25 protein-coding genes are annotated in these 20,421 nt (G+C 65.7%); 15 read left to right on the top strand and 10 right to left on the bottom strand.

The features are described 5' to 3' along the window. Positions 1-44: 44 nt before the first annotated feature. Together N2604_RS21015 and N2604_RS21020 are read right to left on the bottom strand one after the other, a co-directional pair. Complete coding sequence (locus N2604_RS21015; protein WP_260370149.1) at positions 45-2,126, bottom strand: methyl-accepting chemotaxis protein; 2,082 nt, start codon at positions 2,124-2,126, stop codon at positions 45-47. Positions 2,127-2,215: 89 nt separating this feature from the next. Beyond that, positions 2,216-2,656: a DUF1810 domain-containing protein gene (locus N2604_RS21020; protein ID WP_260370150.1), complete on the bottom strand. Its 441-nt coding sequence runs from the start codon at positions 2,654-2,656 to the stop codon at positions 2,216-2,218. Between the two features lie 211 nt (positions 2,657-2,867). Between N2604_RS21020 and N2604_RS21025 the strand changes: the two genes are divergently transcribed. The 7 genes from N2604_RS21025 (at position 2,868) to N2604_RS21055 (ending at position 7,856) form a co-directional block, all read left to right on the top strand. After that, positions 2,868-3,818, top strand: a complete 951-nt coding sequence (locus N2604_RS21025) for a DUF2778 domain-containing protein (RefSeq protein WP_260376274.1) — start codon at positions 2,868-2,870, stop codon at positions 3,816-3,818. A 66-nt stretch (positions 3,819-3,884) separates the two neighbouring features. Then, on the top strand, positions 3,885-4,142 hold the full coding sequence (locus N2604_RS21030) for a hypothetical protein (RefSeq protein ID WP_061021784.1): 258 nt from the start codon (positions 3,885-3,887) through the stop codon (positions 4,140-4,142). A 208-nt stretch (positions 4,143-4,350) separates the two neighbouring features. After that, positions 4,351-5,442, top strand: a complete 1,092-nt coding sequence (locus tag N2604_RS21035; protein WP_260370151.1) for a TRAP transporter substrate-binding protein — start codon at positions 4,351-4,353, stop codon at positions 5,440-5,442. 249 nt (positions 5,443-5,691) lie between these two features. Continuing rightward, the gene (gene minC, locus N2604_RS21040; RefSeq protein ID WP_260376275.1) at positions 5,692-6,390 is read left to right on the top strand and encodes a septum site-determining protein MinC; all 699 of its coding nucleotides are present in this window, start codon (positions 5,692-5,694) and stop codon (positions 6,388-6,390) included. A gap of 21 nt (positions 6,391-6,411) precedes the next feature. After that, a complete protein-coding gene (gene minD / locus N2604_RS21045) occupies positions 6,412-7,227 on the top strand; it encodes a septum site-determining protein MinD (protein ID WP_036022837.1) in 816 nt (271 codons plus the stop codon). After that, entirely contained in the window at positions 7,224-7,505 is a 282-nt protein-coding gene (gene minE / locus N2604_RS21050; protein ID WP_035703963.1) for a cell division topological specificity factor MinE, read from the top strand. Before minD ends, minE begins: the two co-directional genes overlap by 4 nt. Positions 7,506-7,670: 165 nt before the next feature. Beyond that, positions 7,671-7,856, top strand: coding sequence for a hypothetical protein (locus N2604_RS21055; protein WP_197954794.1), 186 nt, complete (start codon positions 7,671-7,673; stop codon positions 7,854-7,856). Positions 7,857-7,873: 17 nt separating this feature from the next. Here the strand turns inward: N2604_RS21055 and N2604_RS21060 are convergent, their stop codons facing one another. Then, the gene (locus N2604_RS21060) at positions 7,874-8,122 is read right to left on the bottom strand and encodes a hypothetical protein (RefSeq protein WP_260370152.1); all 249 of its coding nucleotides are present in this window, start codon (positions 8,120-8,122) and stop codon (positions 7,874-7,876) included. A 229-nt stretch (positions 8,123-8,351) separates the two neighbouring features. After that, positions 8,352-8,744: a hypothetical protein gene (locus tag N2604_RS21065; RefSeq protein ID WP_260370153.1), complete on the bottom strand. Its 393-nt coding sequence runs from the start codon at positions 8,742-8,744 to the stop codon at positions 8,352-8,354. A 127-nt stretch (positions 8,745-8,871) separates the two neighbouring features. Between N2604_RS21065 and N2604_RS21070 the strand changes: the two genes are divergently transcribed. Continuing rightward, on the top strand, positions 8,872-9,654 hold the full coding sequence (locus N2604_RS21070; protein WP_260370154.1) for an SDR family NAD(P)-dependent oxidoreductase: 783 nt from the start codon (positions 8,872-8,874) through the stop codon (positions 9,652-9,654). A gap of 1 nt (position 9,655) precedes the next feature. On the opposite strand, the gene N2604_RS21075 is transcribed toward N2604_RS21070, so the two are convergent. Both N2604_RS21075 and N2604_RS21080 read right to left on the bottom strand, forming a co-directional pair. Then, positions 9,656-9,886 (bottom strand): DUF6894 family protein, encoded by a 231-nt coding sequence (locus tag N2604_RS21075; protein WP_025035960.1) that lies wholly within the window; start codon positions 9,884-9,886, stop codon positions 9,656-9,658. A 464-nt stretch (positions 9,887-10,350) separates the two neighbouring features. Then, entirely contained in the window at positions 10,351-11,388 is a 1,038-nt protein-coding gene (locus N2604_RS21080; protein ID WP_260370155.1) for a hypothetical protein, read from the bottom strand. A 354-nt stretch (positions 11,389-11,742) separates the two neighbouring features. Between N2604_RS21080 and N2604_RS21085 the strand changes: the two genes are divergently transcribed. Then, the gene (locus tag N2604_RS21085) at positions 11,743-12,339 is read left to right on the top strand and encodes a L,D-transpeptidase (protein ID WP_260370156.1); all 597 of its coding nucleotides are present in this window, start codon (positions 11,743-11,745) and stop codon (positions 12,337-12,339) included. A 48-nt stretch (positions 12,340-12,387) separates the two neighbouring features. Here the strand turns inward: N2604_RS21085 and N2604_RS21090 are convergent, their stop codons facing one another. Next, a complete protein-coding gene (locus N2604_RS21090) occupies positions 12,388-12,819 on the bottom strand; it encodes a hypothetical protein (protein ID WP_260370157.1) in 432 nt (143 codons plus the stop codon). 115 nt (positions 12,820-12,934) lie between these two features. Then, complete coding sequence (locus N2604_RS21095; protein ID WP_260370158.1) at positions 12,935-13,399, bottom strand: MarR family winged helix-turn-helix transcriptional regulator; 465 nt, start codon at positions 13,397-13,399, stop codon at positions 12,935-12,937. 102 nt (positions 13,400-13,501) lie between these two features. Between N2604_RS21095 and N2604_RS21100 the strand changes: the two genes are divergently transcribed. The 5 genes from N2604_RS21100 to N2604_RS21120 all read left to right on the top strand — a co-directional run bounded on the left by N2604_RS21100 (position 13,502) and on the right by N2604_RS21120 (position 17,741). Then, a complete protein-coding gene (locus N2604_RS21100) occupies positions 13,502-15,424 on the top strand; it encodes an FAD-binding monooxygenase (RefSeq protein WP_260370159.1) in 1,923 nt (640 codons plus the stop codon). A gap of 145 nt (positions 15,425-15,569) precedes the next feature. Next, complete coding sequence (locus N2604_RS21105; protein WP_260370160.1) at positions 15,570-16,607, top strand: SH3 domain-containing protein; 1,038 nt, start codon at positions 15,570-15,572, stop codon at positions 16,605-16,607. A gap of 169 nt (positions 16,608-16,776) precedes the next feature. Further along, entirely contained in the window at positions 16,777-17,058 is a 282-nt protein-coding gene (locus N2604_RS21110) for a hypothetical protein (RefSeq protein WP_311739566.1), read from the top strand. A 129-nt stretch (positions 17,059-17,187) separates the two neighbouring features. Next, on the top strand, positions 17,188-17,394 hold the full coding sequence (locus N2604_RS21115) for a hypothetical protein (RefSeq protein WP_018322958.1): 207 nt from the start codon (positions 17,188-17,190) through the stop codon (positions 17,392-17,394). 47 nt (positions 17,395-17,441) lie between these two features. Further along, positions 17,442-17,741 carry a hypothetical protein gene (locus N2604_RS21120; protein ID WP_260370162.1) on the top strand — a complete coding sequence of 100 codons (300 nt, stop codon included), beginning with the start codon at positions 17,442-17,444 and terminating at the stop codon, positions 17,739-17,741. Positions 17,742-17,750: 9 nt separating this feature from the next. Here N2604_RS21120 and N2604_RS21125 read toward each other — a convergent pair whose 3' ends face one another. Next, the gene (locus N2604_RS21125; RefSeq protein WP_260370163.1) at positions 17,751-18,095 is read right to left on the bottom strand and encodes a multidrug efflux SMR transporter; all 345 of its coding nucleotides are present in this window, start codon (positions 18,093-18,095) and stop codon (positions 17,751-17,753) included. Positions 18,096-18,245: 150 nt separating this feature from the next. Here N2604_RS21125 and pdxY point away from each other — a divergent pair, with 150 nt between their 5' ends. Next, entirely contained in the window at positions 18,246-19,061 is an 816-nt protein-coding gene (gene pdxY / locus N2604_RS21130; protein WP_260370164.1) for a pyridoxal kinase, read from the top strand. Between the two features lie 4 nt (positions 19,062-19,065). On the opposite strand, the gene N2604_RS21135 is transcribed toward pdxY, so the two are convergent. Continuing rightward, the gene (locus tag N2604_RS21135; RefSeq protein WP_260370165.1) at positions 19,066-20,370 is read right to left on the bottom strand and encodes a hypothetical protein; all 1,305 of its coding nucleotides are present in this window, start codon (positions 20,368-20,370) and stop codon (positions 19,066-19,068) included. Positions 20,371-20,421 lie beyond the last annotated feature (51 nt).

Here is a 20,421-nt window from a genome sequence, read left to right on the forward strand (position 1 = left end):
GTCCCGGATTGCGCTTCGCTCCATCCGGGCTAGGAATTCGCGCCCTACGCGGCCCTGACCTCGCCGAGGAAGCGCTCGAACTGGCCGGCGAGATCGCGTGACTGGGTCGAGAGCTGCTCGGCTGCGCCCAGCACCTCTCTTGCCGCGGCGCCGGTGTCGTCGGCGGCGCGTTGCACGCCGGAGATGTTGCTGTTGACCTCCTGGGTGCCGCGGGCAGCCTCCTGAACGCTGCGGGCGATCTCCTTGGTCGCCGAGCCCTGCTCCTCGATCGCCGCCGCGATCGCGGTGCCGATCTGGTCGATCTCGGCGATGACGTCGGCGACGTTGCGAATCGCGGCCACCGTCTCGTCGCTCGCGGTCTGGATCGCGCTGATCTGCTCGGAGATCTCGGTCGTGGCCTTGGCGGTCTGGCCGGCCAGCGACTTCACCTCGGAGGCGACCACGGCAAAGCCGCGGCCGGCTTCGCCGGCACGGGCGGCCTCGATGGTCGCGTTCAGCGCAAGCAGGTTGGTCTGCTCGGCGATGCTCTGGATCAGCGTCACGACGTCGCCGATCTTCTGGGCGCCGTCGGCGAGCGTGCGCGCCGTGTCGCCGGTGCGGCGGGCGTTGTCGACCGCGCGTGCCGCGATCTCGGTGCTTTGGGCGACCTGACGGCCGATCTCCGCGATCGAGGAGGTCAGCTCTTCGGTGGCGCTCGCGACCGTCTGCACGTTGGTCGAGGTCTGCTCGGAGGCGGCGGCGACAATTGCGGCCTGGCTATTGGTCTGCGCCGCCGTCGAGGTCATCGACTGCGCGGTGCTTTCCATCGCCGCCGAGGCCGCGGACAGGCCGCCGACCAGCTCGGTGACCTTGGCCTCGAAGGCGCGGGTGAGATCGTCGAGGGCCTGGGCGCGGCGCATCTTGCCGTCGTTCTCGGCCTGCTTCTCGGCCGCGAGCCGGTCGGCCCGGATCATGTTGTCCTTGAAGACCTGAACGGCCGTGGCCATCGCGCCGATCTCGTCGGAGCGCTCGGCGCCCGGAATGCTCTCCGCAACCTCGCCGTCGGCCAGCCGCGACATGCGCGTCGTCAGGCCGACGATCGGCGCGCAGACGCGGCGGCGAACCGTCAGGATGAGGCCGACGCTGGCAATCAGCACGGCGACAAGGCCGCCGAGGGCGATCGTGAGGCTGGTGCGCGCGGCGGAGGAGGCACCGGCGAGGATCTGCTCCGCGTTGTCGTAGAAGGCGTCGCGGACCTCGATGATGGTGCCTAGGCCGCGCTGCGTGGCGGCGTAATACGTGTCCATGTCGTGCTCGTACTTGCCGGTGACGGCGCCGTCCTTCACCAGCTTGAGCTCGCGGCCGAACTCCTCGACATAGACCGAATTGAACTTCTCCAGCGCCGCGGCGACGTTGGCGGGCGTTGCCGGATTGCCGCGCAATTCCAGCAGCGCCATCACGAGCTGGTCGTTGCGGCCCTGCGAGCGGCTGATGTCGGCCTTCTCGGCGTCGGTCGCCGGCTTCTTTCCGCCGACGAGATTCTTGTGCAGGCTGGAGTTGAAGCCGCCGACATCGCGCAGCGTCATCGCGATATTGGCGTAGCTGGCCTGCCGATAAGCGTCACCGTTCAGGATCGCCATGCGGCGGACCTGCTCGTTGAGCAGCGCGGTCACGCCGCCGTTGAGCACGGCATTGTCGGCGACGATCTTCTTGGCGGCGTCCTTGCGCGCATCGGCGGGACCGGCCAGCGCCTTGTCGATGGCCTCGCGCAAGCCAGTGAACTTCGCATTGATGCCGTCGATGTTGCTGCCGATCGTGGTGCCGTCGTCGAACGGGCCGGGCAGCTCCTTGCGCAGCGCGTTCATCTTGTCGCGGGCGCCGTCGGTCTGCTTGCGCAGCTTGTCCTGCTCGGCCAGCAGCGCAGGGTCGATGGCCGCAGGCCCGTAGAGGATGTTGGTGGAAAAGCCGCGCTCCGGATTAAGATAGCGCGGGATGTCGCTGACCGCACGGACGATCGCGAGCCGCCCCTGCGCTTCGGTGATCCGCTCCATCGTCTGGTATTTCGTCACGGCGACGTAGACGGCGAGGCCGCCGCCGGCGGTCGAGAGCGAGACGATGGCGCTGGTCAGGAGCGTACCGATTTTCATGATCTGTCCGGCAAATAACGGAGAATTATTTAGCCCGGACGATAGGGTGGCCGTGTTAATCCGCGGTTTACGCTCTTTGGCCGGCCGGCTCAGCCGGATGTCCGCTCAAGCTTCGCCAGGATCTCCAGCGTGGCGCCGTCAGGCTCGCCTGCGAAATATCGGGCGAGCGCCTGATCGAAGACGGGCTCGTCTGACACCGCGCCGAACAGCGTCATCGACGAGCGGAATTTGGCGTCATCCGGCGCGCCGAGGATCGCGTTGATGGTCCGGCCCTCGACCGCGAGCACCAGCCTGGTGCATTCGATCAGCCGCCCGCCCAGGATGGGGTGGGCGAGATAGGCCTCGGCCTCGGCGCGGGAGCCGATGGCGTAGCGCTGCGACATGGCGCTGACGCCGAGACCTGCGATCTGGGGGAAGATGAACCACATCCAGTGAGTCTGCTTCCGGCCCCTAGCCAGCTCGCCCACGACGTCGCGGTAGACCGGGTCCTGGGCTCGGACAAAGCGATTGAGATCGAAAGGATCGGTCATTGGATACCTTAGGGGGCCTCTGGATACCCCGGCGGGGCTTTGGCGGCCCCGATTATGCCTAACTTTTGGCTCCCAATGTGGTAGCTGGTATAGAGTCTCCGGGTGGGGTGGGTAAGCCCCCGGGGGTCGATTTGGGGATCTGATGGTTTCCGACGCAGCACACGCCGAGAGGCTGTTGTCGCGCCGCCGTGTCGGGCGGGCTGAGACGATTCTGCTGTCTCTGGCAGCGATCGCGCTGGCGCTTGGCGCCGCCGCGTGGGTGGCCGATATCAGCGATTCGACCCCGCTGGTCTCCGCCGCGTTGCCGCCGGCCAATGCCCCGTCATTCGAGGACCGTTTCGCCTCGGCCTCCGCCAGCCCGTCGCCGCGCGAGCTTGGCCTGCGGGTGCTGGAGCGCTCCGCGGTGAACGCAGTCCAGCTCAAGCTGCGGGACGCCAAGGCGATGCTGGCCCAGAAGCTCCAGGGCGACGACTGGCGCTCGATCCTGACCGAGGACGACCGGTCCGCGGCCGAGGAGGCGAGGTCCTCGCAGCGCGCCGACGCCATCCCCATGCCGCGCGCGCGTCCGGTCCAGGCGGACTTCTCTGCTCAGATCGCCTCCAGCCAAGCCTATGCGGACACCAACCTCAGGGTCGACAACCGCAATTTCTTCGAAAAATTCACCGACAAGATCAGGCTGGCCTCGCTGACGCCCGGCGACGGCCTGTTCAGCAAGGCGCCGGATCTCGCCGCTCTCGGCTACGATTCGCGCACGGCGGTCTACGATATCTCGGCCAAGGCGGTTTACCTGCCGAGCGGCGTGGCGCTGGAGGCCCATTCCGGCCTGGGCGCGCTGATGGACGACCCCGAGCATGTCGACCGGCGAATGGTCGGCGCGACGCCGCCCGCGACCTATGATCTGAAGCCGCGCGAAAAACCATTCCACGGCGTCCGTGCGCTGCGCATGACCCCGGTCGAAGGTACCAGCGCGCTCGGCCGCGTCGGGCTGCTCACGCACAACTACTTGCTCGGCCCGCGCGGCGATTCCAACGGCTGCGTCTCGATCAAGGACTATGATCGGTTCATCAAGGCCTACGACAATGGCGAGTTCAACCGCCTGGTCGTGGTGCCGAACCTGCGCGGAGCGGCGACCGCCTCGCAGCGCGCGAGCACCGATTCCTGAAATTCGCCTGCGACGGCGGGGCTGCCGTTTCCCCTTCGTTAAGCCGTCCTCGTCCAGAAGCAGCCCATGAGTGATCCATCCAGTTCCGAAACCCCGCTGCGCACGACGTTCAAGATCAAGCTGAACGGTGACACGTTGGCGATCGCGACCGTCGGCCAGGCCTATCAATTCCTCACCAACTTCAAGTCGGTCGAGTGGATGGAATTTCGCTCGCTGCACGAGGACGCCGTCGCGGCCCTGGAAGGCGCTGCCGATAACGCCATGCTGGCGGTGCAGGCAACCAACGCCGTGCGCGCGCTGTTCGTCAGCGCGAAATTACTTTGAAGTGAGTGCCTTGTAGCCTGGATGGAGCGAAAGCGTAATCCAGGGGCGCGTGCGTCGGCGGCACCATCCCGGATTACGCTTGCGCTCCATCCGGGCTACAGACGTTCCGCGCATCTTGAACTCCGCTTTGGGAACGGGCAAACGGTCCGCGAACACCGTCGCCGCACAGCCGCATGTTTGAAACTTACTTCAAGGGAGAATCCTCATCATGAAACGCCGTACATTCTTAAAAGGCGGCGCGGTTGCCGGCGCGACGACGCTGGTTGCTGCACCTGCGATCGCGCAGAGCGCGCCCGAGATCAAATGGCGCCTGACCTCGAGCTTTCCGAAGTCGCTCGACACCATCTACGGCACGGCGCAGACCTTTGCGAAATATGTTGCTGAGGCCACCGACAACAAATTCCAGATCCAGACTTTTGCCGCCGGCGAGATCGTTCCAGGCTTGCAGGCGCTCGATGCGGTCAGCACCGCATCGGTCGAGATGGCGCAGACCCCGCTCTATTTCTACATCGGCAAGGAGCCGGCGCTCGCCTATGCCACCGGCGCGCCGTTCGGGATGAACCATCGCCACCAGGAATCGTGGTGGCATTTCGGCGGCGGTGCCGACCTCACCAACGAGGCGCTCAAGCCGTTCAAGGCGCACGCCATCCTCTGCGGCAATTCCGGCACCCAGATGGGCGGCTGGTTCCGCAAGGAGATCAAGACCGTCGACGACCTCAAGGGGCTCAAATTCCGCATCGCAGGCATGGGCGGCCATGTGCTGGCAAGGCTCGGCGTCGTGCCGCAGCAGATCGCCGGTGGCGACGTGTATCCGGCTCTCGAGAAGGGCACGATCGATGCCGCCGAATTCGTCGGTCCCTATGACGACGAGAAGCTCGGTTTCCAGAAGGTCGCGAAGTACTATTACTTCCCCGGCTGGTGGGAAGGCGGCGCCATGCTGCACGTGGTCGTCAACGACGAGAAATGGGCTTCGCTGCCCAAGCCATATCAGGCGATCGTCAACCAGGCGGGCGCGGCGGCGGGCGCCTGGATGGTCGAAAAATACGACAGCGTGAATCCGGCGGCGCTCAAGCGCCTGATCGCCAATGGCGCTGAGCTGAAGGCGTTCCCGCAACCCGTGCTGGAGGCCTGCTACAACGCCACCCAGGACCACCTGAACGAGCTCGCCGCCAAGAGCGACCTGTTCAAGCGGACCAAGGACAGCCACGACGCGTATATGAAGGAGCTGTTGTTCTATACGCAGATCGCGGAGAATTTTTACGACAATTACCTGCTCGGCAAGATGCGCAACAAGAGCTGAGCGGAGTCTTGCACTCTCGTGCCCCGGACGCAGCGCAGCGTCTCTTCGACGGTGCGCTGCTGAGCCGGGGCCCATCGATCGGCATACCGTGTTGCGCTGGGTCCCGGCTCTGCGCTGCCACGCCCGTGCGTTGCAGCTTGTCCGGACACGCAGGGGGGCCCGCCTACGTAACCCACGGAGAATTAACCGGCCGTTAACCATATCCGCCGCATCGTTAACCATTCAATAACGGGGAACGAGTCGGCCGTGATGGAGGCTGCAGCAAAGGTCCAACGTCAAATGGTGCGCCTGCGCGGGCGCTCCTATGTGGCTTTCGTGTTCACGCCGACGGTTCCGGTCCAGGACTGGCTGCATGAGATCGACGCCACGATTGCGCGCTCGCCGGGCTTCTTTGCCGGCCGGCCCGTGGTGATCGACCTGTCCTCGGTCGATCTCAGCCAGGCCGGCATCGGCCATCTGCTCACCAGCCTGCAGGATCGCAACATCCGCGTGCTCGGCATCGAGGGCGTGGACGAGGGAAGGCTGACGCCGATGATGCCGCCGCTGCTGTCGGGCGGACGCAGCTGCGTGGTCGAGCCGAGCGCGCCGAAGAAGGCCGACGTGAAGGCCGAAACCAAGCCGACCTCGCTGCTGCTGGAAAACCCCGTGCGCTCGGGCCAGACCGTGATCTTCCCGGAAGGCGACGTCACTATCCTCGGCTCGGTCGGCTCCGGCGCCGAGGTCGTCGCCGGCGGCTCCATCCACGTCTACGGCGCGCTGCGCGGCCGCGCCATGGCGGGCGTCAACGGACACACCAGCGCGCGCATCTATTGCCAGAAGATCGAGGCCGAACTGCTTGCAATCGACGGGTTTTATCAGACCGCCGACGACATCGACGAGGCCCTGCGCGGTAAGCCGGCGCAGGCCTGGCTGCAGGGGAATACCATGCGAATTACAGCACTGAACTGACCAGCAAAGGAGACATTTCAGATGAGTAAGGTACTGGTCGTGACATCAGGCAAGGGCGGGGTCGGCAAGACCACGACGACCGCCGCGCTGGGAGCTGCCTTGGCGCAGCGCGGCGACAAGGTGGTCGTCGTCGATTTCGACGTCGGCCTGCGCAACCTCGACCTCGTGATGGGCGCCGAACGCCGCGTCGTGTTCGATCTCATCAACGTGGTGCAGGGCGTCGCCAAACTCCCGCAGGCGCTGATCAAGGACAAGCGGCTGGAGAATTTGTGGCTGCTGCCGGCCTCGCAAACCCGCGACAAGGACGCGCTGACAGAGGAGGGTGTCGGCAAGGTCATCGCCGAGCTGCGCAGCCGGTTCGACTGGGTGATCTGCGACAGCCCGGCCGGCATCGAGCGCGGCGCCTCCATGGCGATGCGCTTTGCCGACGAGGCCGTGATCGTCACCAATCCGGAGGTCTCCTCGGTGCGCGATTCCGACCGCATCATCGGCATGCTCGATTCCAAGACGGTGCGGGCCGAGAAGGGCGAGCGCGTCGAGAAGCACATCCTGATCACTCGCTACGATCCCTCCCGCGCCGCGCGCGGCGAGATGCTGACCATTGACGACATCCTCGAGATCCTCGCAACGCCCTTGCTCGGCATCATTCCCGAGAGCCAGGACGTATTGAAGGCCTCCAACGTCGGCACGCCTGTGACTCTGTCGAATGCCGATGGAGCGCCGGCACGAGCCTATATGGACGCGGCCAAGCGCCTCTGCGGCGAGAACGTGACGATGCACGTTCCTGCCGAGCGCAGAGGATTTATGGACCGCCTGCTGCGACGGAGGGCTGCATGAGCATGGGTCTGCTTCGACTTCTCCGCGGCAAGAAGGCCTCGGCACCCGTCGCTCGCGAACGGCTGCAGATCCTGCTTGCCCATGAACGCGGAATGCGCGGCCAGCCCGATCTGCTCGGTGTGCTGCGTGAGGAAATTCTCGCCGTCGTTTCCAAGCATGTGACGCTGGACCCGACCAAGGTCATCGTCCGGCTCGAGCGCGGCGACGAGGTCTCGACCCTCGAGGTCGATATCGAGGTGCCCAACGACTTCGAGCGCAAGAAGGTCGCGGTCGCGTAGGGCGCAGACGCTCGTTTTGGGGTGGGTGAGAAGGCGGTCCGTCGGGCATGGCGGGCCGCCTTTCCTTGCGACTCACTCAATCAGACGGAACGCGCTCCGCGCCTCCACCGTTGTGAACCACCCGCGGCAGCGTTGCTCCGCGGCTGGTCAGACGGGAGAGCGCCCATGATGTCCGAGGTCCAGGTCCATACCGTTGCCCGGCAGATGCTCGAACAGCACGGCTTTGCTGCGATCGCGAAGGCCGCGGAGCAGGCCCAGGCCTGCGAGGGCCGCGGCGAGGCCGACGAGGCCAGGGAATGGCGTCACATCGTGGACGCCATGAAGATCATGCGCGGTCCGCATCAAAGCTGACCTCTGAAGGCGCGTGCTCAACGCTCGCCGCGATCGGCGCCTTGCGACGACGTGCGGTTCTGTGTCTGGGGCTGCGCGCGTTCGCCCGATTCCTTGCAGGGCAGCGGTTCCCACGTGCCGTCCGGCGCCTGCTGATAGGCGCTGCAGGACGGCGAGGTGGACTTTTCCCCGCCCTTCTGGGCGTCGGAATTCCTCGCCAGTGCGGGCGCAGTCAGCACCGCAGCGGCGGCAATCGCGCCGGCGAAAACGCAATGGATATTCCGCATCAGGACCTCCTGTTCGAATTCGGAAGAGGCCGCATGCTTTCGAGGATTGTGACGATTTTGTGCCGCGGCAGAGGTTCCGTCGCGGCGTGCTTAATGCGGTGACGCTGGTTCGCTAAAGCGCGAATGAAATAAGGCTCGATCGCCGCAACGCCGGAGGTGCGCTCCCTCTCCCGCAAGCGGGAGAGGTGAAGGAGCCGCGGCCATCGATTCAACCGAAAGCCATTCCGTTTTAGCCGCCCTTGCTGCGGATCAGGCCGGCGAGATTGGTCTTCTGGGCTTCGCACCAGCCGGGCATGCCGAGGCGGCGCTGGTCCATGTCGGTTGCCTGGGTCGCAACCGCGACCTCAGCCATCAGATCATCGTCCTGCTTCTCGCCCATCTTGCCGCCGGTGTGCATCCAGGCGATCGCCTTGCGCACCTTCTCGGTGGTGCCGTCGGGCAGCTGCATCTGCTGCGCCCTCTGCACGAGGTCCTGATAGGCAAGATCGGTGTTGGGGCACTCGACCTTGGCGGCGAAGGCCTGCAAAACCATCGTCACATAGGTCGATCGCGGCGGCGCCTCGCCCGCGAGGGCCGGCGCGGCCAACAGCAACAGGCCCGTCATCAGAAAACCGGTGCGCATCCTTGGGACCTCCTCCGTTTTCTTGAGAGGCTAGCGGCCGGCACGCCGCTCGGCAATGGGACCGGGACACAATTGTCGCCGATCGGCCCGGCGGGCTAACCTGCGCTCCCCAGCATTGGAGCGCGACATGAGCCTGTTCAGCACGCCGTTCGACCCCACACGCGACACCGCGCTCGTCACCGGCGCGGGCAATGGCATCGGCCGCGCGATCGCGCTCGGCCTGGTCGGCGAGGGCATCCGCACCGTGTTCGCGGATGTCAGCGCGGAGCGGGTCCGCTCCGCGATCGATGCAAGCGAGGGGCCAGATCTCGCCGTGCCTTGGGTCGGCGATCTCGCCAGCCTCGAGGCCTGCGATGAGCTGCTGACGGCCGCACATTCCGCGCTGGGCGAGGTCACGCATTTCGTCCACAGCGCCTCGCCGCCGCGACGCGAGGTTGATCACGCGCTCGCGGTCGATCGCAAGACCTGGCAGGAGATGCATGCCGTCAATCTCGATGCCGGCTTTCACCTGGCGCGCGAGCTCGCCAAACGGCTGATCGCAGCGAAGCGGCCGGGCTCATTCCTGTTTCTGACTTCGCTGCATGCAGGTACGCCGCGCAACCTGCCGCATTATTCGACGGCAAAGGCGGCCATGGCGATGCTGGTGAAGGAGCTGGCCAAGACGCTCGGACGTTACGACATCCGCGTCAACGCGCTGGTGCCCGGCGCGATCGCAGCCGGCGGGTTCGTCGCCGATCCCGCGCTGGCGCGGCACATTCCGCTCGGGCGGCTCGGCGAGGCCAAGGACCTCGCACCGATGGCGCTCACGGTGCTGTCGAACAAGCTGTCCGCTTACGTCACCGGCGCAGCCTTCGTCGTCGACGGCGGATTGTCGCTGACGAACTGGTTCGAGGCGCCGGTGCTGGATTAGCCTAGCGCTGCCAGGCCGGCACCGGATCGAGCGGCGTGCGATAGAGCTCGTTGTGATCGCGATCGGTGACGCGCACCGCGCAGCCCTTCTGCTGCAGCTCCGGCTTCACCTGCGACAGCTCGCAAGCCAATTGATCGGCGCGATCGGAGGCAACCTCGATGTCTTCGAGGATGATTCCACCTTGGTTCTTGAACTCTTCACCAACCACGAGATCGAAATAATAGTAGGGCATCCGAATTCCCCGGTGTGACGATCTGAGCTGCAGTGCAAGTCTCAACACATGTCGGATGGTACCACTGAGTCGACATCTATCGAACGTACAGAGCGCGCAATCTCTGGGCTTATGGCGCAGAAATGATGTGCAACGTGCGGGCTCGTTAAGAATTTATTAAATATGCCTGCGCGATCATTAAGGCATGGAATTGCAGCAGAACCGGGCTCCGGGAACCGGCAGCTGCAAGAGAAGGCCGCCGGCATAGATCCCGACGGCCTTTTCTCTTGAGCCTGACATCGCTTCCCGTAATTTCCCGGGTTAACGCATCGCATCGACTCGGACAGCTTGCGTAAACTCGTGACAGCAAGGCTGCGGCGTTGCTCTAAAACGCGATGCGATGAGGATGAATCGTCATCGCGCTCAGGTTATTGCTTGAGCATCATTTTTTCGGAAAACCGCTACGCACTTTTCCGGATCATGCTCTAACGCAGCGGCATCGGCGGGCGCACGATAGGTCCGTCGTCATCGGCAACGGCTTGCGTCGTCGTGGTCGGCGCGGCGGCGGCCTGCGATGGCGGCGGCGGGGGTGCGAGCGGCGCGGGCGAAGAGGCCGGCATATAGGTCCGCGTCACAGGCGGCTTGGGCTTGCGAACCGGCGGCGCCGCCGCAGGCTGGGGCGGGAGCGCAGCAGCGCGTGCGCGCGGATCGACCGGCGGCCGCGCTTCGGTGACCGGCTTCGGTGCAGGCGGCTTGGCCATCTCACGCGCCATCTGCTCCTGTCCGGCCTTCAACTCGGCGATGTTGGCCTTGAGCTGCTCGATCTGCTGCGCCATCGCGGCGAGATCGCGTGTCATCGATTGCACCGACTGCGCTGCGTCGACGGGCTGTGTTGCTGCAGGCGCGACCGCAGCAAGCTGAGCCGCGGGCGGGGTCGCAGATTGATCCGCCGTTTGGTCGGGTGTGGCTTCGGCTGCGGGCGGCGCAGCCTGGGCGGCGGCGACCGGCGCGCTTTGCTGCGGTGTCGCAGACAGCAACGAGGTCGTCGGGAGCAGCGAGGTCAGCGCCGGAGTCCATTCGGCCAGCAACTGCATTGCCGTGTCGCCGTGCTTCTCCCAGGCGATGCTGGCGGCCACGCTGGCGCCGGCAAGCAGGAACGTGACGAACGCACCGCGCAGCCATTTGCGGACCGAGGATCGCTTCTTCATCACGGGACCATCGCTGGGCGTGAGACGGACAGCCGTGTCGATCGACGGTGCCGCGGCAGATTTTCCGTAGACGACGTTGATGGTGGACTCGGGCGGGCACGCCGGCTCCAGAGTGAACTTCGGCGTGACCTTGGGCTCCGGGGTAAACTTGGGCTCCGGACGCGGTGCGATCTCCGGCGCCAGCGACACGCTGGTGGCGCGCGAGGCGCGCACGATCTCGGGCGAGATCTGGACCGCGTCGTGCGGATCGTTGTCCTTGACCGTGTCCTTCACGATCTCATCGACGATTTGCTTGGCGTTCAGCGTCGCGAGCATCGCAGCTCCTTTGAAGCGCAGTGTTCGAGGTTTAAGTCATCCGCATTGGCGCGGGGCTGATCCGAGGTGAGCCCATGCCGGTCCCATGCCGGTCCCCATGACGCACGAGTCCAGCCGGGTTTGACCAAAGCAAGGCGAGGGGATGGAGATGATGCGACAGTCTTCCGCCGTTTGTGGTGATGGAACCCAATTTGCCGAACACGCGCATGTGTTCCCGCACCGCCTTGTTTTCAGCACGATTTTGGCAATATGTGGCGACGCTGGGGGCGCTGTTATTCCGCTATCGGGGGGCCGGCGGTGCCAAGATCTTTACTCGTTTTGTTCGTCGCAGCCCTGTTGCCGCTGGGCGGCTGCATGCAGACGACACTTTCGCCATCGACGGATGCGAGCATGACGCCGCGCGACCGTCAGTTGCTCGCGCACGCGCCTTACGCCAAGGCGAACGTGCCCGAGCAATATCTGCGTCACATCGTCGATTACCACCGCAAGGAGCAGCCGGGCACGATCCTGGTCGATACCGACGCGCGCTACCTCTATTACGTGCTGCCCGAGGGAAAGGCGATCCGTTACGGCGTTGCGGTCGGCGAGGAAGCCATGGCGTTCTCCGGCGTCGCGCGGGTCGGTCGCCTAGCGGAATGGCCGGACTGGATCCCCACCGCGGATATCCAGGCGCGACTCGGCCCGTATCCGGCGCGCGTTCCCGGCGGTCCCGCCAATCCGCTGGGCGCGCGGGGCATCTATCTCTATGTCGGCAACAAGGACACGCTCTACCGCATCCACGGCACCAACCAGCCCGAATATATCGGGCAGGCGATCTCGTCCGGCTGCATCCGGATGCGCAATGAGGACGTCATCGATCTCTACGACCGGGTCAAGCTCAATTCGATGGTTGTGGTGCTGCCGCCGGGGCAGAGCGCGCAGGCCGAGGCGGGTGGACGCTGGCGCGGGTGAGGCCGCGCGACCCGCCGGCTCGAGTTCTCGTGGATTGTTTGTGCGCGGCTACTCAGGCCGGGCGACCCGCCATTGCAGCGTCGTGGCATTGCCATTGGCGTCGCCCGGCGCCTTGTCTGCGGGCGAGGTGTAGAGCGGGCGATAACGGTACGCCCACATCTTGCTGCCGTCGTTGCGGCTGATCACGGTGAAGTCGCCGACGGCCCTGGCATCGGCCGTCGCCGCCAGCGGCACCCAGCTCTCGGTGCATTTGCCGTTGCAGTTCGATGTCTTTCCGGTGGTGTCGCGCTCGTAATAGTAGAGCGTCATGCCCTTGAGATCGACGAGCTTGGGACCCTGCTTGGTCAGGACCACCTTCGCCGGCGCAATCGTCGCCTCGGGCTTCGGCGGAGGCGGGGCATCGCCGCCGCCATGGCCGTTGGCGAGCGCGTGACCGGTCGAGAGCGCGATGGCCGCGGCCACAACGAGGAACCTGAACATCCGAAACTCCGCCCCGCAAAGTTAATCGCGCGTTAGGCGCCCAATGCGGCCGACGTTAGCAGCCGAAGGTTAGTTCCTGGTTTCGTGCGCTGCGACAATTACGGACGTGGCCGGATCAGACCTGCGCATCGCGCAGCGGGGCGCGGCTCAGCTCGTTGCCGGCGGCGATGGCCTTGCGCAGCAGCCGCATCAGCTCCTCGCCCTCTTTCGCGCTGAGGCCGCGCAGCATGATGCGCTGCGCAGATTCGACGGCCGGCGTGATTTTGCGTAGCGTGCGCCGGCCCTCGTCGGTGATCTCGAGCTCGCGCGCGCGGCGGTCGCGGCTGGAGGGGCGGCGTTCCGCGAGACCCTTCTGGACCAGGCGATCGATCACGCCGGTGATGGTGGTGCGATCGTAGGCGATCAATCCGGCAAGCGTCACCTGGTCCAGCCCCGGATTGGCCTTGATGGTCGCAAGCGCGGCGTATTGCACCGGCGTGAGATCGAAGCCGGCGTCCTCGACCTCGGCCAGGAACACCGCGACCGCGATCTGCTGGAAGCGGCGCGCCAGATGTCCGGGCATGTCGTTGTTATCTTTCACCGAAATCTCCTCTGCGGGCAGGGCGCTGCGGATCGTTGACAAGTATACTGATAGTCAGCATACTGAGCAATATCCAAACCGAAACCGGCGGGAGAGGTGCTCATGCAATTCCATCTCAATGGATTTCAGCCGGGCGACCCTGAAATCGCCGATCCTGCCGCGCGCGTTCAGGCATCGGGGGCAGCGGGCGCCGTGCCTGGCGAGGTCGACGTCCTCATCGTCGGCTGCGGGCCGGCCGGCCTGACGCTCGCCGCTCAGCTCGCGCAATTCGCTGACATCAAGACCTGCATCGTCGAGCAGAAGCCGGACCGCCTGCTGGTCGGTCAAGCCGACGGCATCGCCTGCCGCACCATGGAGATGTTCCACGCCTATGGCTTCAGCGAGCGCGTGCTGAAGGAGGCCTATTGGGTCAACGAGACGACGTTCTGGAAGCCGGATGAAGGGACGCCGGAGAAGATCGTCCGCAGCGGCCGGGTGCAGGACGTCGAGGACGGGCTGTCGGAATTCCCGCACGTCATCCTGAACCAGGCGCGCGTCCATGATTGCTTTCTCGACGTCATGCGCAAATCGCCGGCGAAGCTCGCGCCGTATTACAGCCGACGCGTGCTTGATCTCAATGTCGATCCGGCCGCCGGCGCCGACGATCATGCCGTGACCGTGCGCCTCGAACGCGTCGATGCCGCAAACGAGGGCAAGGTCGAGACGATCAAGGCCCGCTACGTCGTCGGCTGCGACGGCGCCCGCAGCACGGTGCGCAAATCGATCGGTCGCGAGCTGCACGGGGATTCCGCCAACCACGCCTGGGGCGTGATGGACGTGTTGGCCGTAACCGATTTTCCGGACATCCGCTTCAAGTCGCTGATCCAGTCGGCCAAGGACGGCAGCCTGCTGATCATTCCGCGCGAAGGCGGCTACATGGTCCGCATCTATGTCGAGCTCGCCAAGCTCGATGTCGGCGAACGCGTTGCCAATCGCAACATCACCGCCGATGACGTGATTGCGAAAGCGCAGCGGATTCTGAAGCCGCATCGGCTGGAGGTGAAGGAAATCGCTTGGTGGTCGGTCTACGAGATCGGCCAGCGCCTCACCGACAAGTTCGACGACGTGCCGGAGGGCGAGATCGATACGCGCCTGCCGCGCATCTTCATCGCCGGCGATGCCTGCCACACCCACAGCCCGAAGGCGGGGCAGGGCATGAACGTCTCGATGCAGGATGCCTTCAATCTCGGCTGGAAGCTCGCCGCCGTGCTGCGGAGCCGGTGTGCGCCAAGCCTCCTGCATTCCTATTCGGCCGAGCGCCAGGCCGTCGCGAAGGAGCTGATCGATTTCGATCGCGAATGGGCGGGGATCCTCGCCTCCGCCGCCAAGGCCGGCGGCGCCGATGCCGCCAAGACGCAGGACTATTTCGTCCGGCACGGACGCTACACCGCGGGCACGGCAACGCACTACAGGCCCTCGGTGCTGACAGGCGCGGCCACACATCAGCACCTCGCGCAGGGCCTCATCGTCGGCAAGCGCTTCCATTCCGCGCCGGTGATCCGCCTGACGGACGCCAAGCCGGTGCATCTCGGCCATGCCGCAGAGGCCGACGGCCGCTTCCGCATTTACGCGTTCTCGCCTGCTGAGAACCCCGCAACGTCGGGCTCGGCCATTCGCGCCTTGTGCAATTTCCTCGCGGAGTCCCGGAAATCACCTGTCCGTCGATACACGCCTCTCGGCGCCGACATCGACAGCGTGATCGATCTGCGCGCGGTGTTTCAGCAGGACCATCGCGAGCTTGCCATCGAGGCGATGCCGCCGATGTTGCTCCCGGGCAAAGGCCGTTACGGCTTGTACGATTACGAGAAGATGTTCTGCCCGGATCTCAAGAGCGGCCATGACGTTTTCACGATGCGCGGCATCGATCGGGCGGCCGGCTGCATGGTTGTGGTGCGGCCCGACCAGTATGTCGCGACCGTACTGCCGATCGACGATTTTGCCGGGCTCGCCTCGTTCTTCGACGCCTTCATGCTGCCGGTGGACTGACGCCGAAAGCGCCGTGCCGATGAACGACGGATGAATATTGAACTTCGCGCGTGCGCGCGTTCTCAATCTTTCTACGGATGCGGTGATGACGTGCGGAACGCTCGTTCCGCCTGCGCGTTCCGTCTCGAAAGAGGAGGAACACGCCATGAAATTCAGAAGCGTTCTGGTTGCCGCATTGCTGTTCATCCCGACGGCCGCGCTGGCCGCGCCGGGCATCGTCACCGTCTCGACCGGCTTGCGTGCCGGGCCGGGCACGGGCTTTCCCCTGGTCGATCGCATCCCCGGAGGCGCCCGCGTCAACATCCATGGCTGCCTGCGCGGCAAGGCCTGGTGCGATGTCAGCTTCTCCGACGATCGCGGCTGGGTGTCGTCGCAATATCTCGAATATCTCTACCGCAATCACTACGTCTATCTGCCCGACTATATCGACGAGATCGACGTGCCCGTCGTGCCGTTCGTGCTGACCTCCTACTGGTCGAAGTATTATGCGGGACGGCCCTGGTACCACCGCCACGCTTATTGGAATAATTACTGGAGCTCGCACGAGCGCTTTGCGACGCGCATGACGCTCGATCCGCGCGCAGCCCGCATCGGTCGCGCGGCGACGCGCGATGCGGCGGTTGCACTGGAGCGCAGCGGCGTGCGCGGCAAAGGCGAGGCCGCAATCTCCGGACGTGACGCCGCCACCGCGCGGCCCGACGCTGCGATCGCAAAACGCGATGCTGCGATCGGAAAGCGCGACGCAGCGATCGCAAGGCGCGACGCAGCGATCGCCAAGCGCGACGCTGGAGTAGCAACCGACCGGGCGCGCGCCGGCAGCAGCGAGCGCATCGCGCATGAGCGGGTCAATGTGCAGAGCCGCAATCCACGCGACGCACAGGCGCGCATGATGCACGAGCAGGCTGCAGGCCGTGCCGCCGTCCGCACGCAGCCGATGCCGCGTGCGCATGAAGCCCCGCGCGTATCGGCCGCGCCGGCCGCGCGGCCCGCGGTGCCGCATTCGGCGCAGCCGAGCGTCAGCCACGGTTCGCCGATGAACGCACATGCGCAGATGCCGGCGCCGCGTGCCGCTGCGCCTGCCGCGCAGCACGGCGGTGGCGGCGGCGCTCCGCACATCAATGCCGCGCCGCATGGCGGCGTTGCACCGGCGGGCGGGCCCGGCGGCGGGCACCAGAAGCACTAGCACCAACGAAAGCCCGGCCCTCGTGCCGGGCTTTCCGCTTGCGCGCGCCGTCGGGTTCCGTGCGCGTACAATTTAAGAAAGTTCTTCGCGGGCAGATTTCATCGATCGTAAGATGTCTATCCAAAGCTGTAAGCATCCACTCGGGGCAGCGGGGCACCGGAGGATGACGATGAGACAGAGCCAAGCGGAGACGCGCCGTCAGCAAAATGTCGCGAAGCGATCGATGACCAAGGAGGCCAAGCAGCTGGCCAACTTGATTGCCGGACTGCGCCAATCCCTCGAAGAGATCCACAAGGAGCGGGCGAGCATCAAGCTCTCGGGCGCCGAAATGGGTATGCTCGACGAGCGTCGCAACAATCTGCTGCTCACAATCGCAGCCCTCAATGACCGCCTCTCGGCGGTGCAGGGCCTGATCAATCTCGGCCGCCCCCATATCATCCGCGTGCACTAGCGCCGATCCGAGGTAGCGAGATCGGCTCTGTTGCGACGGCACGGGGCCGGCCACAGGCCTCGTGGACGGCACCAAATTGCCACGCTCCCGGCGAATTGCCGCCAAAGCCCGCTGCCACGAGAAGGCCGGGTGCAGGGCGACGCAAGGGGATGCGAATTGGCCTACAAGATGGTCGCAGAACGCGACAACGAGAAGTACAGTTTCGCCCGCGAGAGCCGGTTGCTCATCGTGGCGAAGGCGAAAGTGTGGGCGAGCGAAGGATGGCGGGTGGTCATCACCGACCAGGATGGCAAGGCCTACGCGCCGCCCGAATTCGATCAACTGTCCGCGGCGTGATGGTGGGGCGCGACCTGACTGCGCCTCTGCTGGTTCTAGCGGCGGCGATGCTGTCGGCGACGGCCGCCGTCGCGCAAAATCTGGATGCCGGCAAGTCGCCCGCCAAGCTCTTCGCCGAAGGCTGCGCGACCTGCCACCGCAGCCCGCGCGGCTTGGCCAAGGGACGCTTCAGCCTGACGCTGTCCTGGTTCCTGAGGGATCATTACGTAACCAGCTCCGATTCGGCGAAAGCGCTCGCCGCTTACCTGGCATCGGTTGACGAGCCGCCGCCCCGGGGTTCGGCCAAGCCCGGTGCAAAGGCGCCCCGGTCCGCTCCGCGTCCGGCCATGCCCGTTCAGAGCCGGTAGCCGCGCGCATCAGCGCACCGTGGTCTCCGAGAACAGGTTGATGATCACCACCCCTGATACGATCAGCGCGATGCCGACGAAGGCTGCGGCGTCCAGGATCTGACGGAACAGCACGAAGGAGACGGTGGCGGTGAGGATGATGCCGACCCCGCCCCAGATCGCATAGGCGATGCTCAACGGGATCACCCGAATCGCCACCGAGAGCGCGTAGAACGAGGCGATGTAGAACAGCACCATCGCCAGCGTCGGCCAGGGACGGGTGAACTGCGCGGACTGCTGCAGGAACGCCGACGCGGTGACCTCGAACACGATGGCGAGGGCGAGAGCCGTGTAGGCGTTGAAGGCGGACGTCATGAGCCTCTCGGCGTGAGGAAGATACCGCGCGGCTGTCGCGAATATCACGTGCGAATGACGAACCTGCGACATTGCCGATGCCACCCGGTGACCTGCGCTCCATCCAGCTACTCTTGCCACACCCGACGTTTGACTCTACGGACCTCTCTCATGCTCGTCATTTCCATTCAGAGCCAGGTGGTCCACGGCCATGTCGGCAATAGCGCAGCCGCCTATGCCATGCAGGCGGAGGGCGTGAACGTTGCGGCGGTGCCGACGACGCTGCTGTCCAACCATCCGCGCTATCCGAGCCTGCGCGGGCGGGTGCTGGAGACCGAGCTGGTCGCCGATCTCCTCAAAGGAGTCGAGGAGCGCGGCTTGGTCGACGAGGCCGCGGTGCTCGTCACCGGCTATCTCGGCTCGCCCGGCAATGCCGGCGTGATCGCCGATTTCGTCGAGCGGGCGCGCACGCGGAATGCGAAGCTGGTCTATCTCTGCGATCCCGTGATCGGCGACGACGGCCGTGTCTATGTCGCGGACGGCATCCTGGACGTGGTCCGCCATCGGCTGCTGCCGGCGGCGAACCTGACGACGCCGAACCAGTTCGAGCTCGAGCTGCTCTCGGGGGTCACAATTGCCGACGCCCAGGGCCTTAGCGCGGCGTGTGCGGTATTGGCAGGGGCAGGCTGCGCCATCGTCACCACCGGCTGCACCCTCGCTGACACGGCAGCGGGGCAGGTGGAGACGATCCTGTGCAGCGACGGGCGATTGTCGCGCTTTGCGACGCCGCGCCTGCCGATCCGTCCCTACGGCACCGGCGATCTCCTCACCGGGCTGATCGCGGCGCATCTGGCCAAGGGCGAAGCGATGGACTCGGCGGTGCGGCGCGCGGTCGACACGGTCTTTGCGGTGCTGGTACGCACGCAGGACGCCGGCTCGGCCGAGATGCAGCTGGTGCCGCTGCCGACGGCGGAGCACAAGTCGTAAACGGTCAGGTCGCGCGCTTGACGGCCGATTGCGCCGACTTCTGCGGCTTGGCCGGGCTCTTCTGCTCGCGCGCGGCGTGGGACTTCGGCGGCTTGGCGCTCGCGACCGCCCGCGGCTTCTTCGACTTGGCACTGGCAACGTCCTTGCGATCGGAGGTGCCGCGCTTCGAGATATATTCCGCCCCGTCGATCGGGCCGACATGCGGCGGATCGCGGTCGAGATAGGGCCGGCCGATGCCGAATGCCTTGCCGTTGGCATCGACCCACTTCCACAGGATTTCGGTCGAGACCCAGCGCTGCGCCCGGTTATTGCCCTGCGTGCTGACGATATCGGCCGCCATGCCGTGGCCATAACCGCCGCGCGTGCTGCCGCCGTGATAGGACCGGTCGGAGGCAGCCTTCAGGCCGCTCGCGATCGACTGGCGATAATCGTCGCGAAACGCGCTGGTGATACCCGGCGACAGGCCGGCGGCTTCGGCCGCGAGCATCATGCGGAACAGCTTCTGCTTGAAGCTCTTGTCCATGCCGCCGATGACGTAGTCCATCATCGACATGCCGGCGCGCTCGGCCGCCTTCGGATCCTTCCAGGTGAAGTCCTGATCGACCAGCTTCGTGAAGCTGCGCATCACCGTGACGGTCTTGCCCTTGCGCTTGATGGTGACGGCGCGCCGGTCCTGAACCTTGATCGAGTCCTCCTTGGGCGTGCGCTGGTAGAGCGCCCAGAGATAGCGATCCATGCAGGCCTCGATGACGAAGCATTCGTCGAGCACGGCGACGGTGTCGGCGGGCGGAGACGCTTTGGCCGCAGGCGCGACGGGGCCGCTCGCGATCGCCTCGGGGGACAACGCATCCGTCGCCACGATCTCGGTGGGATCGGCCGATGCGAGCTTGACGGGCTCGGGCAGAGGGGCCGGGGCAACCTCGCTGACGATAGGCTCCGGTTCAGGCGAGATCTGCGGCCCGGGCACTGCTTCCGCCGGCAGGATCAGCACCGGGTCGGCCGAGGCAAGCTTGACGGTGGAGGCGGGCTCCTCGGGCGCTGCCTCTGCTGGCGCGGCAGGGGCGGGCGCCGCAGCGACGGCGGCAGCGATGTCGGCCGTCAAGGCGAGGCCATCCTCGATGGTCGCAGCGCGCGGCACGTCGGCGAGGTCGATACGGCCGAGATCCTTGGCGCGCGAGATGGCGGCTGCATTGGCGCCGCTGTTCTCGATGAGGGCAGGCGCATAGGCGGAGAGAGACAACGCGAGCCACCCGGCGAGAACGGCCGAGGGACACGACACCGCCACCAGAAGAGACCGCCGATCGTTCATGATCCCTGCCTCCAAACGGTCTGCTCGAACCATCTTGCCCGAACAGTGATG

It is taken from the genome of Bradyrhizobium sp. CB1015 (genome assembly GCF_025200925.1).
Taxonomy (GTDB): Bacteria; Pseudomonadota; Alphaproteobacteria; order Rhizobiales; family Xanthobacteraceae; genus Bradyrhizobium.

Coding starts and splice junctions, on each gene's coding strand:
- N2604_RS21015 (WP_260370149.1), bottom strand. CDS start 2,126: ATGAAAATCGGTACGCTCCTGACCAGCGCCATCGTCTCGCTCTCGACC.
- N2604_RS21020 (WP_260370150.1), bottom strand. CDS start 2,656: ATGACCGATCCTTTCGATCTCAATCGCTTTGTCCGAGCCCAGGACCCG.
- N2604_RS21030 (WP_061021784.1), top strand. CDS start 3,885: ATGAGTGATCCATCCAGTTCCGAAACCCCGCTGCGCACGACGTTCAAG.
- N2604_RS21035 (WP_260370151.1), top strand. CDS start 4,351: ATGAAACGCCGTACATTCTTAAAAGGCGGCGCGGTTGCCGGCGCGACG.
- minC (WP_260376275.1), top strand. CDS start 5,692: ATGGAGGCTGCAGCAAAGGTCCAACGTCAAATGGTGCGCCTGCGCGGG.
- minD (WP_036022837.1), top strand. CDS start 6,412: ATGAGTAAGGTACTGGTCGTGACATCAGGCAAGGGCGGGGTCGGCAAG.
- minE (WP_035703963.1), top strand. CDS start 7,224: ATGAGCATGGGTCTGCTTCGACTTCTCCGCGGCAAGAAGGCCTCGGCA.
- N2604_RS21055 (WP_197954794.1), top strand. CDS start 7,671: ATGATGTCCGAGGTCCAGGTCCATACCGTTGCCCGGCAGATGCTCGAA.
- N2604_RS21060 (WP_260370152.1), bottom strand. CDS start 8,122: ATGCGGAATATCCATTGCGTTTTCGCCGGCGCGATTGCCGCCGCTGCG.
- N2604_RS21065 (WP_260370153.1), bottom strand. CDS start 8,744: ATGCGCACCGGTTTTCTGATGACGGGCCTGTTGCTGTTGGCCGCGCCG.
- N2604_RS21070 (WP_260370154.1), top strand. CDS start 8,872: ATGAGCCTGTTCAGCACGCCGTTCGACCCCACACGCGACACCGCGCTC.
- N2604_RS21075 (WP_025035960.1), bottom strand. CDS start 9,886: ATGCCCTACTATTATTTCGATCTCGTGGTTGGTGAAGAGTTCAAGAAC.
- N2604_RS21080 (WP_260370155.1), bottom strand. CDS start 11,388: ATGCTCGCGACGCTGAACGCCAAGCAAATCGTCGATGAGATCGTGAAG.
- N2604_RS21085 (WP_260370156.1), top strand. CDS start 11,743: ATGCAGACGACACTTTCGCCATCGACGGATGCGAGCATGACGCCGCGC.
- N2604_RS21090 (WP_260370157.1), bottom strand. CDS start 12,819: ATGTTCAGGTTCCTCGTTGTGGCCGCGGCCATCGCGCTCTCGACCGGT.
- N2604_RS21100 (WP_260370159.1), top strand. CDS start 13,502: ATGCAATTCCATCTCAATGGATTTCAGCCGGGCGACCCTGAAATCGCC.
- N2604_RS21105 (WP_260370160.1), top strand. CDS start 15,570: ATGAAATTCAGAAGCGTTCTGGTTGCCGCATTGCTGTTCATCCCGACG.
- N2604_RS21110 (WP_311739566.1), top strand. CDS start 16,777: ATGAGACAGAGCCAAGCGGAGACGCGCCGTCAGCAAAATGTCGCGAAG.
- N2604_RS21120 (WP_260370162.1), top strand. CDS start 17,442: ATGCTGTCGGCGACGGCCGCCGTCGCGCAAAATCTGGATGCCGGCAAG.
- N2604_RS21125 (WP_260370163.1), bottom strand. CDS start 18,095: ATGACGTCCGCCTTCAACGCCTACACGGCTCTCGCCCTCGCCATCGTG.
- pdxY (WP_260370164.1), top strand. CDS start 18,246: ATGCTCGTCATTTCCATTCAGAGCCAGGTGGTCCACGGCCATGTCGGC.
- N2604_RS21135 (WP_260370165.1), bottom strand. CDS start 20,370: ATGAACGATCGGCGGTCTCTTCTGGTGGCGGTGTCGTGTCCCTCGGCC.